10 protein-coding genes are annotated in these 15,062 nt (G+C 49.3%); 8 read left to right on the forward strand and 2 right to left on the reverse strand.

Going from position 1 to position 15,062, the window contains the following annotated elements:
* Positions 1 to 120 precede the first annotated feature (120 nt).
* The 7 genes from ACXAGR_RS01105 (at position 121) to ACXAGR_RS01135 (ending at position 11,013) form a co-directional block, all read left to right on the forward strand.
* Positions 121 to 702 (forward strand): RNA polymerase sigma factor, encoded by a 582-nt coding sequence (locus ACXAGR_RS01105; protein WP_474843059.1) that lies wholly within the window; start codon positions 121 to 123, stop codon positions 700 to 702.
* Positions 699 to 1,760, forward strand: coding sequence for a FecR family protein (locus ACXAGR_RS01110; RefSeq protein ID WP_474847594.1), 1,062 nt, complete (start codon positions 699 to 701; stop codon positions 1,758 to 1,760). Before ACXAGR_RS01105 ends, ACXAGR_RS01110 begins: the two co-directional genes overlap by 4 nt.
* A 140-nt stretch (positions 1,761 to 1,900) precedes the next feature.
* A complete protein-coding gene (locus ACXAGR_RS01115) occupies positions 1,901 to 4,696 on the forward strand; it encodes a TonB-dependent receptor domain-containing protein (RefSeq protein WP_474847596.1) in 2,796 nt (931 codons plus the stop codon).
* A 64-nt stretch (positions 4,697 to 4,760) separates the two neighbouring features.
* Positions 4,761 to 6,251, forward strand: a complete 1,491-nt coding sequence (locus tag ACXAGR_RS01120; protein WP_474847598.1) for an FG-GAP repeat domain-containing protein — start codon at positions 4,761 to 4,763, stop codon at positions 6,249 to 6,251.
* Positions 6,252 to 7,625 carry an amidohydrolase gene (locus ACXAGR_RS01125; RefSeq protein ID WP_474847600.1) on the forward strand — a complete coding sequence of 458 codons (1,374 nt, stop codon included), beginning with the start codon at positions 6,252 to 6,254 and terminating at the stop codon, positions 7,623 to 7,625.
* Positions 7,626 to 7,687: 62 nt separating this feature from the next.
* Positions 7,688 to 8,872, forward strand: a complete 1,185-nt coding sequence (locus ACXAGR_RS01130) for an amidohydrolase family protein (RefSeq protein WP_474843048.1) — start codon at positions 7,688 to 7,690, stop codon at positions 8,870 to 8,872.
* Positions 8,869 to 11,013, forward strand: coding sequence for an acylase (locus ACXAGR_RS01135; protein WP_474847602.1), 2,145 nt, complete (start codon positions 8,869 to 8,871; stop codon positions 11,011 to 11,013). The genes ACXAGR_RS01130 and ACXAGR_RS01135 overlap by 4 nt, the downstream gene beginning before the upstream one ends.
* A gap of 130 nt (positions 11,014 to 11,143) precedes the next feature.
* Here the strand turns inward: ACXAGR_RS01135 and ACXAGR_RS01140 are convergent, their stop codons facing one another.
* Complete coding sequence (locus tag ACXAGR_RS01140; protein ID WP_474847604.1) at positions 11,144 to 11,437, reverse strand: DUF2845 domain-containing protein; 294 nt, start codon at positions 11,435 to 11,437, stop codon at positions 11,144 to 11,146.
* 128 nt (positions 11,438 to 11,565) lie between these two features.
* Positions 11,566 to 12,108, reverse strand: coding sequence for an NUDIX domain-containing protein (locus ACXAGR_RS01145; protein ID WP_474847606.1), 543 nt, complete (start codon positions 12,106 to 12,108; stop codon positions 11,566 to 11,568).
* Between the two features lie 358 nt (positions 12,109 to 12,466).
* Here ACXAGR_RS01145 and ACXAGR_RS01150 point away from each other — a divergent pair, with 358 nt between their 5' ends.
* Entirely contained in the window at positions 12,467 to 15,031 is a 2,565-nt protein-coding gene (locus tag ACXAGR_RS01150) for a TonB-dependent receptor plug domain-containing protein (protein ID WP_474847608.1), read from the forward strand.
* Positions 15,032 to 15,062 lie beyond the last annotated feature (31 nt).

Below are 15,062 nucleotides of genomic sequence, written 5' to 3' on the forward strand. Positions count from 1 at the left end.
CTGACAGGGCAGCAGCATGCCCACTTTTTATTGCGAACCTGCTCTTAATAATGATAGTTTGGTTTCAAATAAGAAATACCTTGCCTTAATTATCATTGTCTTTTGCCGGCAGGGATTAGTGTGCCCCAAAAAAATAAAGAAAATTCCGTATTCTCTTCTTTTCGCGATTGTAGGAAAGCATTGTTGCGATTTGTATCCCGCAATACCCGCCATGAAAGTGACGTTGAAGACATTGTGCAGGAAACTTTCCTGCAGACTTTCGCTATGGATAAAAAGAGTAAAATCCAGTTCCCCAAGGTCTATCTGTTCAAAACTGCAAAGCACCTTACTCAACGGGAAGGGACGAAAGTCTCAACAAAATTGCTCGACTATGTAGAGGATTTTGACGACGCAGGTCTCTATAATGAGGAGGATAGTGTTTTCAGCTATCTGGATAAGTCTCAGGAACAGGAAATTCTGAACGAGGCGCTGGCTTCTCTTCCGGACAAATGCAGGCTGGTAACGGCTTTGCGCCTGCTCAACGGAATGAAGCTTAAAGACATTGCGGAAGAAGTAGGGATCAGTGTGAGCACGGCAGAAAAACATCTGGCAAAGGGCATTGAGCGATGTGATCATTTTGTGCAGGCTCGTCTTAATGAAAATAATAACATTGATTCTGTTAATGAATCTTCCGTTTCTGACAACGTGAGAGCATTCAAATGAGCGACGTCGTTAACTTCCCCGGCGAAGTCTCAAAGATCCGTGAGGAGGCTTCTGAGTGGATAGCGCGTATTGAAAGCAGAAAGCTTACCTCTGAAGAGCAGGCAAGCCTGAATCGCTGGGTAAAAACCAGTCCGGTACATCGCAAAGAACTTAAGCGAATGGCTGCGACCTGGGATACACTGTCTGCTGCAGGTGCTGAGCAGGCGAAACCTATTGATGGCGCATCACTGGAATCCATTCGACAATCACATACCCGCAGCCCCTGGCTTGAGCTCTCTTTGAAAATCGCGGCTTGCATTGCTCTCGTGGTGCTAATCCCGCTGCTCATTCATATTCAAACTACTTCCCACTACACCTCCACAAATGGACTCTACACCACTCGTGTCGGCGAGCAGGAATCACTGAAGCTCAGTGATGGTTCACATGTCATGCTGAATACAGATTCCAGGTTGTTGGTAGAATTCGAGAGCGGACACCGCAATCTGATCCTCCAAAGGGGTGAAGCTAACTTCGAAGTAGCCCATGATGCCAGTGCGCCTTTCACCGTCATGGCCGGGGAAAGTGATGTACAGGCGTTGGGTACCAACTTCTCTGTCAGAATGAAAGACCAGAGTGTTAATGTTCTGGTGTCAGAAGGGCGCGTGAGGATCCGTGCTGACCGCACTATCGCCGGGCCAGATCTTGACCAGCTGCCTGATAATCCCACCGCAGGAGGTGACACAGTTGTGGTGGATGCAGGCAAGAATGTGGTCGTTGCAGACAAAAAAGTTGAGTCTGTCGAGCTAGAAGACAAGGAGACGCTGGCACAAAAACTCTACTGGCGTCAGGGCTTTCTGGCCTTTGAAAATCAGACTCTCTCTGAAGTCGTAGAAGAAATTTCCCGCTATTCCGATTTTCAGATCCATATTGTTGATGAAGAAGTGGCTCAGATGAAAGTCGGAGGGTATTATCCCATCGATAATCTTGAAGCCGTTTTTCACACCCTTGAAGCGGGCCTGGGGCTCAGTGTCAGGCAGGTTGGCGATAAGGTTTTCTACATCCGGAACGCCCGCTCGTAAAAAAATTAATAATATTTGTATTTAGGGTAGTGGTTTTTTCTCTTTCGTTTCTCTCTGTAGGTAAGGCTGTGCAAAAGATAAACCCTGACAGGCAAAAAAAGATCAGGGGTATCCGCTCAGCTGATGCTCTGGGGAATACCTTGACTGCTAAGATATTGAATCATGTTGTTACTATCCTTCTGTTATGCCTTGTGCTGCCCACAACGGCATTCAGTGAAGATTTCGCTGAAGACAGAGTGGTTGCGTTCGATATCCCTCATCAACCTGCCGGAAAAAGTCTGAAGTCATTTGCACAACAGACTAACCTTGCAGTGATATTTCCCCAGAAACTTGTGGCCTCAATCAGCACACCCGAATTACGTGGCCACTTTACAGTCAGTGATGGACTGGAACAGTTGCTGGATGGAACAGATTTGAGCGGACAGATTACCGTTAAAGGTAGCATTCTCATTCAGTTGCGACCAGCCCATCAAAATATGACTGAAACGCAACAAGTGAATGAAATGGAAAAGAAAAAACAGAAAAATCTGATGTTATCCGGCACCGCAGCTGCCATAGTCGCAGCACTGTCTGCTACTCCTGCAATCGGGCAGGAACAAAGCGATGACGCGAACAAAGAAGCAGAGAAATACGAACAGGTAGTGGTTACCGGTGTACGTGGTACGCCAAGAACTGTTACCCAGAGCCCGACCCCTATCGATGTTATTCAGGGCGATAAGCTTGAAAATATGCTCGGGTCCGAACCTATGCGCGATGTGTTATCACGTCTGGTACCGTCATTTCAGGCGATGAACGTGGCCAGCTCAAGCTGGAACAGTATTGCCCGTCCGGCGTCTTTACGCGGCCTGAGCGGATCTCACATTCTTGTGTTGGTCAACGGTAAGCGTCGTCATAACAGCTCACTTATCGATTTTAACTCAGGTAGTGTAGGCCGCGGTGCGAACCCGGTGGATATGGACCTGATCCCTGCATCGGCCATCAAGCGCGTGGAAATTCTGCGTGACGGTGCTGCTGCACAGTATGGTTCAGATGCCGTTGCGGGTGTTATCAATATCATTCTCAAAGACAACGCTGAAGGTGGCAATATTAATGCCAGTGCAGGTCAGCGTGCTGACTATCGCGGTACGGTAGATGGTCAGGTAGTCACTTTTGGCGGCTCAACAGGATTCGGTATTGACGAGGACGGCAGCAGCACCTGGTCTTTCCAGACCAAGAACGCACAAAAAGCAGTGCGTAATGGACTGAACACTTATGTAAACGATTACGTGTATCAGGGCGGTCTGCCGGCGGTAAAATCTGTTTACATCAGCCAGAATACCGTGGTGCCACTGAAAAACGTAACGCTTTATTCAACAGGTACTTACGCACAGCGCGAGGCAGAAGTAGGTCAGAACTTCCGTAATGTGGGCCGTACTTCTGTTATCACCGAAATTTATCCTGATGGCTATGCGCCAAACTACGCCATGGACGAGACTGATTTTGAATTGTCAGCCGGTGTTAAGGGTATGTTTGCCAAAGAGTGGGACTGGGATCTCAGCACCGTTTATGGCCACAACGAAGTGGACCATCAGTCAACCAACTCTCTGAATGCTTCACTGGGTACAGAAAGTCCTACTGAGTTCCGTACTTACACGTCTGAGTTTAATCAGTGGACATCAAACTTTGATGCTACCCGTGCTTACTATGTTGACGACAAAGCGGTGCAGCTGTCTTTTGGTTTTGAGCACCGTTTTGAAGAATTCAATACGTTTGCTGGCGACCCTGAAGCCTACGAAAATGGCGGTTATGTTTTCAGTGGCGGCACCCTTGATGGTCAGTTAGCGCCGGTTGGTGCACAGGCTGCAATCGTAGTCACTCCAGATGATGAGGCTGATGCAGACCGCAATGTTATGGCAGCCTATGCTGAGGCTTCTGCGGACCTGAGTGATGTCTGGTCTGTTACCGGTGCAGTGCGTTTTGAACACTATGATGACAGTGCTGGTAATGTCTTCAGTGGTAAGCTGAATACCCGATATGAAGTTAGTGACGATTTCGCATTGCGTGCAACTATAAGCAACGGTTTCCGTGCACCTTCATTGTCTCAGGCCAATTTTGGCCGGACTTCAACACAGTTCATTGAAGTTGAGGGCGAATATCAGGAAGTGAAATCACGTCTGGTAAAAGTTGATTCTGATGTTGGTCAGTCTCTGGGCTCGCAGGAACTGGATCCTGAAAAGTCTCTCGACCTTAGTGCAGGCTTTACCTGGTCTCCGGCAGAAGCGTGGGATATTACCGTTGATGGTTACAGAATCGCGATCGATGACCTGGTTCAGCTGACAGGCCTGATGAAAGGCGATGGTGTATCTGAAATCCTCAGCGCCAATGGCCTGGATTCAAACATGTACGTGCAGTACTTCGCTAATGCGATTGATATGACGACTACAGGTGTGGATGTTGTATCAACCTATAAACAGGATCTGGAAGAGTGGGGCGGCCTGAACTACACCGTTGCCGCTAACTACAATAAGAATGAGATTGACAGCATTGCTGAAACCCCGGCGGTTCTTGAAGGTCTTGGCTTAACTCTTTATGACCGCAAGTCTCAGGGTTATATCGAGAAGGGGACACCGAATGAGAAGATCATTCTCGGTCTGGAGTGGATGATGGATGCTCTTACCGTATCTGTACGTGAAACCTGGTATGGCGGCTACGATGTCTACAGTAACAGCGGTGAGGAGTATGACGAACACTACGGCGGCAAGTGGATCACTGACTTAACTGTGACCTATAAAGCTACGGATAGTCTGACTGTATCAGGTGGTGCTAACAACCTGTTTGATACATACCCTGATGCTAAGCAAGGTTCAAACCCTTACGGTTTTGCCCCATACGCTTCAAATTCACCTTTTGGCCACTACGGCGCATTCTATTTCGTCAGAGCTAACTACGCATTTTAAACCTTGCGCGCCGGTCTCTTTTTGAGACCGGCTTTGTCTTACTCCTGGCTCAGGCAGAATATAAATGAAATTCAGAACGCTAAGTATGGCGGTATCCGCCGCATTGTTATTAGGACAGACAGCGCTTGCAGCAAAGCAGTCTGTACCAGCATTTTCACTTTACGACAAAACAGAATTCTCGACGCCCGGCGCATTGTCTAATGCGTGGGCTGACTATGATCAGGACGGCGATCTTGATCTTGTGGTTACCTTCAAAAGCGGTGAAATCCGCCTTTACCGAAATGAAAACGGTAAACTGACTCAGGTCAGAGATGCACCCGGATTACCCTCTTCCGGTGTTGATGCACGGGGTGCATCCTGGGGCGATATCAATAACGACGGCTATCCCGATCTTTTCATTGGCTCATTCCATCGCCCATATCATAAATATAACCAGCTCTTTATTAATCACGGTGGCAAATCCTTCGAGGACGTAGCTGAAGCTTACGGTGTTTTGCTTCCCGGCGTAACAGCACGTCAGGGTAACCTGATTGATTATGATAATGATGGTGACCTTGACCTCTATCTCGCACAGAGAATGGGGGGGAATCACCTCTACAGCAACAATGGAAAAGGCTTTACTGACGTCAGTAAATCCGCGGGCTTATATGACCCACGCAGAAGTGTAGGGGTTTGCTGGTTTGATTACGACAAAGATGGCGACCTGGATATGTTTGTTGCCAACCAGAGTGGCGACAGAGACGGCTTCTACCGCAACGATGAAGGTAAATTTACCGATATTGCTGCCGAGCTGAATATGGATCATCCCCGCCGTCCCCTTGACGAGGGTGGTGTTGGCTGCACTGTTGGTGATTTCAATAACGACGGCAACTTTGATCTCTTCGTGGCAACCTACGGCGACGATTTGCTTTACATGAACGACGGTAAAGGCGGCTTTTCTGAAGTGGCTGCAAAATACGGTATCACCGGTAATCACCACCATGTATCAGCCAGCTGGGGCGATATTAATAATGATGGTCTGCTGGACCTTTATGTTGTTGGTTTCAAAGGTACTGACCCAAGACAGCACGATTATCTCTATATCAACACGGGTAACGGCTTTGTGGACATGCTGCCGAAAAATATCGCTGCACAGGATGCCGACCACGGTATTCAACTTGTTGATTTTGATGGTGATGGCGATATAGACATTTCAACAACGCACAACGATCTCGAAGTGGGTCATGAGTTCGTTTATGTCAATAAGCTGGATCCGCAGGGCAATTATCTTACCGTTGCTCCTGTTCTCAAAGGCTCCCACATCCCGCTACCCGGCGCAGAAGTCAGAGTGTTTGCTGGTGACGAACTGCTTGGCAGTCGCATGGTAGATACCGGAGGCGGTTATAACGCCCAGAACAGTGCACCAGTGCTTATCGCAACACCCGTTGCTGACTCCGTTGATCTGCAGGTGACGTTCCTGACAGAGCAAGGCAGAAAAGAGGTGTTTGTACCTGATGTTTCAACAAAGACGTGGAAGGGCAAAACCCTTTATGTCAGTCAGGAAGGGATAGAATAAATGAGATGTAAAGAGCTGGTACTGCTGGTTTCAGCAGTCATTACCGGGCAGGTAAACGCCGCAATCAGCGAAGGGCTGGTTCCGGATGACTCAAAATTTGCGTCTACGTACAGTAGTCACCAGGACAAAGCTATAGCTATCACTAATGCTAATGTCCTGACGGGTACAGACGAACAACTGAGTGGTGCCACTGTTCTGTTTAAAAACGGAAAAATTGTAGCGATTGGCAATACAGTCCGCATTCCGGATGGTACCGAAGTGATCGATGGAGCGGGCCGATGGGTAACGCCGGGTATTGTGGATCCTCACTCTCACATTGGTATTTTCTCGGCACCAAGGGTGCCGGCCAATATGGATCTGAATGAGAAAACCTCACCTAACACTGCAGATAAATGGGTGGAACACTCAGTCTGGCCACAGGCGCCGGGCTTTGAACGCGCCAGAGAAGCGGGTGTCACGACGATGATGATATTGCCGGGCTCTGCGAATCTGTACGGCGGCAGAACGGTGACGCTGAAAAATGTGGAAGCCACCAACATTCAGGATATGAAATTTCCCCAGGCGCCCTATGGCCTGAAAATGGCCTGTGGCGAGAATCCGCTAAAAGTGTACGGCGGCAAAGGGGAGTCACCCATGACCCGTATGGGCCTGGTGGCCGATTTTCGCAGCGCCTGGCTGAAAGCGGTTGAGTACAAAGACACTTGGGATGCCTATTATTCTGACGAAGAAGCAGGCAAAGATGTGACTCCACCTGAACGGAATCTTCGTCTGGAGACCATGGCGGGCGCGCTCAGAGGTGACATTCTCACGCATCTGCACTGCTACCGTGTGGATGAAGTCACTGAGCTGGTCAATATGTCCAAAGAGTTCGGTTTTCATATCGACGTGCTGCATCACGGCTCTGAAGGCTACAAGATGACGAAGCTGCTGAAAGACGAGAATATCGCCGTCTCTACCTGGTCAAACCGCTGGGGCTTCAAGCTTGAGATGTTTGACGGTATCGAGGAAAACGCGGCTATGCTGGAACAGGCAGGCGTGCTCACGTCGTTACATTCCGATGCGGCAGAACTGTCGCAGCGAATGAATGTGGAAGCGGCTATTGCTATGAGTGCCTCTCTGCGCGCGGGTATCCCTATCAGCAAGGCAGAAGCGATAAGCTGGATCACTGCTAACCCGGCAAAGCAAATCGGAATTTTTGATAAGACCGGCAGCCTGGAGAAGGGGAAAATGGCTGATATCGTGTTGTGGAGCGGCGACCCGTTCAGCATTTACACCAAACCGGACAGCGTGTTTATTGATGGCGTTGTGGTTTACAACAGAAGTCATCCGGCTGATAAACCGGCATCAGACTTTGAACTGGGGAACAAAAAATAATGAAATTCAGTAAGCTTTCTCGTTATTCTATATTTCTGTTTCTCATGTCCGGCTCATCTACTATGGCCGAAACCATTGCGCTGGTGAATGGCAAGGTGATGACGGCTGTGGATAACCAGGCACTCGCAAATGCCTCGGTAATTATCAAAGACGGTGTCATCTCTGAAGTGGGTAAGGGCGTTCGTATTCCTGATAATGCAAAAGTTATCGATGTGAAAGGTTCGGTACTCACGCCGGGATTTATTGCCACCGACAGCACACTGGCGGCCAGCGAGATTAATGGGCGTGCTAATGCCAATGATGATCGAACTCTGACACCAAAGCTCACAGCGGGTTTTGATATTCAGTATGGGGTGAACCCACGTTCGACACTTATTCCCATTGCCAGAATGGAGGGTGTGACCCGTGCTTTGGTGAGTCCGAAAACTAACAGAAGCATGGCCCAGCCTTTTGCCGGCCTGTCCGCGGCGATTTCACTCAGTGCAAAAGGGCCTACGATTGTCAGTGCCGGTGCTGCAGAAGTGCTGGATCTTAAAAGCTATCAGTCAAAGGTGAGCCGTGGCGCTGCCTATCCGCTGCTTAAAAAACAGCTGGCAGGTCTGCAGAAGCAGCTGTCCGACAAAGGCATTACTGCTGATAACTGGCGGGAAAAAGTTGAGCAACTGGATCCGGATACAGCAGCGTTGCTTCCTGTCATGCTAGGCGAACGTCCGCTTATTATCCGGGTGGATAAAGCCATTGATATTGAGAACCTGCTCAGGTTGCTGAAGCCGTTCCAAATCCGTGCAGTGCTTCAGGGCGCGGCCGAAGGCTGGCTGGTGGCTGACCAGATTGCTAAGCAGAATGTTCCCGTTATTGTCGATACCTATATGAGTCTGCCCATGGACTTCGACATGCTGAATACCCGCCTTGATAATGCAGCGCTGCTTGAAAAAGCCGGTGTAACGGTGATTATCCGCGCCGACAAGGATGGTCATTTTGCCCGCAATGCCCGATATTATGCTGGTATGGCTGTGGCCAACGGGATGGACAGGCACAAGGCTCTGCAGGCTATCACTTCTGTGCCTGCAAAGATATTCGGAATGAAATCCACTGGTGCACTTGCCAGCGGGATGACGGCAGATGTGGCTGTGTGGAGTGGGGACCCCTTTGAACCCCTTTCACAACTTCAATATCTGTTTATCGCAGGAGAAGCACAGCCGCTTTCCTCCAGACACACAGAACTCAGGGACAGATATCTGCCATGAAGCATTTAATTAAATTCTGGCTGGTCGCAGCCAGCTGTTATCTTCTTGGGTGCTCTCCAGCACCAAAAGAGACCGCCTCTGTCGAACAACCTGCCGAATCAGCCGGTACCGAGATCCGCTGGGACGGGTACGGCGTGCCTCACGTTTATGGTGACAGCGCGGAATCGGTATTCTATGGCTTTGGCTGGGCGCAGGCAGAAAGTCAGGGAGATATCATTCTCCGGCTTTATGGTCAGGCGCGGGCGAAAGGTGCCGAGTACTGGGGCGCAGACTATGAGTCCACCGATAAATGGCTGATTGCCAACGGCGTTCCGGAAAGGGGCGGGCAGTGGTACCAGGCTCAGGAGCCGGATTTCAAAGCCAATCTAGATGCGTTTGCTCAAGGCATCAATGACTACGCTGAGGCGCATCCGGAAAAATTGGATCAGGACGTGCTGAAAGTGCTCCCAGTAAGCGGTGCGGATGTGGTGACTCACGCCCACAGGCTGATGAATTTTATCTACGTCGCTAACGAGAGCAAAATCATCGGCGACCGTGCGCCACCGGTGAAAAATGGTTCCAATACTTATGCGGTGATGCCGTCGAAGTCAAAGAGCGGTAATACCCTGTTGCTGCAGAATCCGCATCTGCCCTGGGCATCCGGTTTCTTTACTTATTATGAGTCACATCTGACCGGGCCAGACTTTGAAATGTACGGTGCTACTCAGGTAGGTCTGCCGGTTATCCGCTTTGCCTTCAACCAGAATATGGGCATTTCCAATACAGTGAACGGCATGCTGGGAGCAACCTCCTATCTGCTGACATTGAATGACGATGGCTATGTATATGACGGTGAAACGCTGCCGTTTAAAACGGAAACCAGGCACTATAAAGTGTTGCAGGAAGATGGTTCTTTTGACGATAAAACCCTTGAGCTGAGACAATCTGTGCATGGTCCTGTGTTTGTTCGTGATGACGGTGTGACAATTGCTCTGCGCGTTGCCGGCCTCGACCGCCCCTTCATGCTGCAGCAGTATTACGACATGCTGCAGGCAAAAAACTTTGATGAATTCCAGACCATCATGAAACGTCTGCAGGTTCCTACCTTCAACATCACTTATGCGGACAAAGCGGGGAATATTGAATATCTGGATAACGGCATTCTGCCGAAGCGTAAACAGGGCGATCTGGATTTCTGGAAAGGGCTGGTGCCGGGAGATAATTCAGAGTATTTGTGGACTGAGGTTCACACCTACGAGGAACTGCCAAAAGTCATCAATCCTGACAGTGGTTTTGTACAGAACGCCAACGATCCACCCTGGCTGGCGACCTATCCTGTGGTATACAAACCTGAAGATTTCCCTGCTTATGTGGCAACCAAAGGCCCGATGTCTTACCGGGCTCAGGGTGCGGTTAAGCGAATGGCGGAATCCGGAAAGCTGTCTTTTGCTGAGTTTGAGGAAATGAAAACATCCACTTATTCACTGATGGCAGAGCGTCTGATGGATGAACTTCTGACAGAAGCCAGAAAGAGTAACGATGCGGAAATTCAGCAGGCAGTAGCGCTGTTTGAGAACTGGGATAAAACCTTCAGCGAAGACAGCCGCGCGGGATATCTGTTCGAAGAGTGGGCAGCACAGTTTGCCGGTCCCCGTCCACGATTCAGCAGCGAAGCGAATTATGTGGAAGGCTGGAGCATGGAAAAGCCACTGTCTACACCTTATGGCATCAAGGATCCTGCTCAGGCAGTCGAGATGCTGAAAACGGCTATTGACAATACCAAAGCCAAATACGGCAGAATGGACCCGGTATTCGGGGAAATTTCACGCTTCCGTATTCAGGATAAAGATGTTGCCGGTCACGGTGGCTACGGAAACCTGGGGGCGTTTAACGTAATCACCTGGGTCGATCCTGATGAGGATGGTATCCGTGAGCCCTATCACGGTGAAACCTGGATTTCGATGATTGAGTTCTCTACGCCGGTTAAAGCTAAAGGCCTTATGGCTTACGGTAACTCTCGCCAGAAAGGCTCTGAGCATTATTCTGATCAGCTTGAGCTGCTGAAAGATGAGCAGTACCGGCCGTTCCTGTTGCTACGGGATGAAATTGAAAAGAATACTGTTAACACAGAGCATATCGATGGTAATTTCGATAAATATTAGAAATCAGAGTTTCATGTTATGACATTCTGATTTATTACAGAAACGGGAGCAAAAGCTCCCGTTTTTTATAATTCCCGCTTACAGAGTGGCAATCTCAAGCATGCCGCTTCCCGTAAACCATTTCCTTTGACTACTGACGTGGTCCGTCAGCGAATTTGATTAATTTACCATTGTGAAAGTCGAGCAGACGCAGAAATTTGCCGTTACCCATGTCATAAATGTAGCGGGTCACTTTGACGTAATCGTCCCGTTTGCGAATAAAGCCGAGATCTTCCTGTGAATCCGGCTGGCCACACTTCTGAATGACGTCATAGGTGCTTTCTCCTTCCAGTACCAGCTTTGTTCCGCACCGCAAACCACTTGCGCTGGTCGCGGTTGAAAGCAGTAAGGTAATGGCCATAAAATGGCTCTTTCTTATGCGCATGGTAGCTCCTTGCTGACAGTTTTTGAAAAAACACGCCTCCACTATAGCGCACCGGCTACAGCAATGCCTGCCAGAACAGCCTGCTTCCGCTGAATAGAGCAACAGAAGTGTGACGCGCAGCAATAAAACTAAATAAGTCCTTTCAGACGCGCCAACCCCAGCGCATTGCAGGTGGTGGCATCAAGGATTTCACCCTTTTTAATCATCTCATCCAGATCGGATAAAGCAATGCGGTGACAGGTCAGGCCTTCTTCTTCTGGGTCGAGGTTCTGTTCGGTCATGGTGAAATCTTTGGCAATCCAGATGTGATAACCCTGATTACAAAAACCGTAAGCTAAATACTGATAACCCACGTGAGTCCAGTTTTTTGCCAGCAGGCCTGTTTCTTCCTGTAGTTCGCCGGCAGCTAGTTCTGCCGGATCGGCTTGTCCATTCTCTTCCCAGGTGCCCTGGGGGAATTCCAGCTGACGCTTTTCAACCGGGTAGCGGTATTGTTCTACCATGTACACGTATCCGGCCTGCACGGGAATAACAACGGTGAAGTCCGGTTTTTCCATCACGCTGTAAATGCCTTGCTGGCCACTCGGGCGTTCGATGGCATCTTCTCTTACCCGCATCCACTTATTTTCATACACCACTTTGCTCGACAGGGTTTTGATTTCTGCTGACATCGGTTTTGGCTCCTGAATTGTTTCTTGTATTTGAACATCTTAGTTCCCGGGTTCCACAGAGATTCATCGGTTATTTTTGTTTATCTGCCGAGGAATAAATTAATATTTCAAACTCCCGCTTCAGTTAACTCATTATTTATGATTTACTCCGCCCGCAGCACTACTGACCAGTTGTTCAGGTTTTGACCTGACCGTTCTTCATGCTGCCATGCATATAATTCTAAGAGTCTCATCAAGGCTCACCAAAGGGCTTTCGGGCCGTACCCTGACTTCAGAAACGGATGCCATGACATCCCGCTTATCAACTTCGATAAGGCGTATTTTCGATTCAATAATAAATTCTTAGGGAACACTTTTTATGTTACAGGACAAATCCCGGTCGTCTGCATTTCGACTATCTCTTCTTTCTGCCGCAATCATCGGATTACCGTTAGCCGTTTCTTCTCAAGCCGTCGCACAAGAGCAAACCGATCCGGCTGCAGATGCCAGTCTGGAAAAAATTCAGGTAGTGGGTTCACGCCGCGTGGGACGCACAGTGAATGATTCACCGGTGCCTATCGATATCATTGATGCGTCCGCTATTGCTGCGACAGGTTTAACTGAAACCAACATGATTCTGAACAACCTGCTGCCCAGCTTTAACTTTCCGCAACCTTCTATGACTGATGGAACTGACCACGTGCGTCCGGCACAGCTGCGCGGTCTGGCTCCTGACCACACTCTCGTTTTAGTTAATGGCAAACGCCGGCATACCAGCGCACTGTTAAACCTGAACGGTTCTGTTGGCCGGGGTTCTTCTGCGGTGGATTTAAATGCGATTCCGGCTAACGCCATTAAACGTATCGAAGTTTTACGTGACGGTGCGGCTGCCCAGTACGGTTCTGACGCTATCGCAGGTGTGATTAACATCGTACTGAAAGATGCCAGCGAAGGTGGCGAAGTGTCTGCTACCTACGGTGCCAACGTGACAACTATGGATGGTGTGCCGGAGTTAACCGGAGTCAGTGTCGGTGATGATGGTGATCTTGCTTTCCAGACCGGCTCCGACCGCTCTTTAACGGATGGTCAGACAGCCACACTGCGCGGCAACATTGGCTTCGAATGGGGCAATGACGGTTTTGTAAATGTGTCTGCTGAATACCGTGACCGCGGCCAGGCCAACCGTGCCGATTACGATCCCCGTGAAAACTATGCCCGCGACGAAGAAGGAAATCTTGATCCCCGCGAGTTAACGGTGGACCGTTACAATCATGTTTTCGGTAACGGTGACGTGGAAGACTATGCGCTGTTTGTGAATGCCGGAAAAGCGATTAACGATAAGGTTGAGTTTTACGGTACAGCCGGTGCCAGCAAGCGTAATTCTGTCAGCGGCGGCTTCTACCGCAGAGCACAGGATTCACGGAACATTACATCCATTTATCCTGACGGTTTCCTGCCACAAATTACCACGGATATCAAAGATTCGTCTGTATTGGCCGGTATCAAAGGTTATGACGAAGTCTGGAATTACGATTTATCTGTCACTCATGGTGAAAACGAGCTGGAATACGGTGTAGCCAATTCCCTGAATACGTCTTTGGGCCCTGACAGCCAGACAAGTTTTGACGCCGGCTCTTTAGAGTATCAAACCACTGTAGTGAATGCAGATGCGTCACGCCTGGTTGATACCGGTGTATTCTACAGCGAAATGAACTTCGCAATGGGTGCTGAGTATCGTCATGAAAGCTATGAAATTACCGCTGGTGAGGAAAGCTCTTACATTCAGGGTACGTTCGGTCCCGGCGGTGCGGTTTCTGCAGATGGTTCCTTAGGTGCGGCCGGTTCCCAGGTATTTCCCGGTTTTACTCCGGAATCAGCGGGCAAGAACAGCCGCCACAACTACAGCTTTTATGTTGATTTGGAAGCAGATGTACTTGAGCAGTGGAACGTTGCTGTTGCGGGCCGCTTTGAAGACTATTCCGATTTTGGCAGCACCTTTAACTGGAAGTTGTCTAACCGGGTAACTGTAACCGATGAGTTTGCGTTACGTGCATCAGTATCTACCGGTTTCCGCGCTCCGTCATTACAGCAACAACATTTCACTGCTATTTCTACCGTTTTTGTAGACAGTGTTCCGGTAGAAACAGGTACCTTTGCACCGTCCAGTGATGTTGCGCAGGCGCTGGGCAGCCCCGGTCTGGATGCAGAAGAATCAGTTAACTACAGCGCAGGCTTTACCTGGTCACCGTCTGCAGACTTTAACCTGACAGTAGACTTCTACCGCATCGATATTGACGACCGCATTGTGTTGTCAAACAACCTGTCCGGCGACGCAATAGCGGCGTTACTTGAAGGCACCGGTGCGACCAGCGCGCGTTTCTTCTTAAATGCGATTGACTCCCGTACGCAGGGTGTCGATATTGTGTCAACGTATACACTGGACACAGCAGAGTGGGGCGCATTTAACTTCAATGCCGGCATAAACTTTAACGACAATGAAGTCACCCGCGTTATCGATGCACCGGATGTGCTGCAGGGCGCCGGTTTTGACCAGAGTAACTTGTTCTCTGATGTTGAGTTGCGCCGGTTCGAAACGGCTTCGCCTGAAAGTAAAGTTAATTTAGGCGTCACCTGGTCGTTTGACCGCTACACCACAACGTTAAGAACAACCCGTTACGGTGAAGTGGAAGATCCGTCCTCCACCGCTGAGCTGAATGAAATCATTCCGGCGGAGTGGGTAACCGATATGGACATTAATGTAGCGTTAACGGAAGGGTTGTCTGTGTCTGTGGGCGCAAACAACGTATTTGATGTGTATCCTGAGGCAAGCCGCTACACGGTAGAAGCGCCGACCACCTTTACTTACATCATGCCTTATTCAGGCTTTTCACCTTACGGCTTTACCGGCCGCTATGTTTACGGAAAAATCACTTACCGTTTCTGATGATGTGAACCGGGTAATAACAACGTGATAT

This window comes from Alteromonas sp. ABH4_457, from assembly GCF_056160625.1.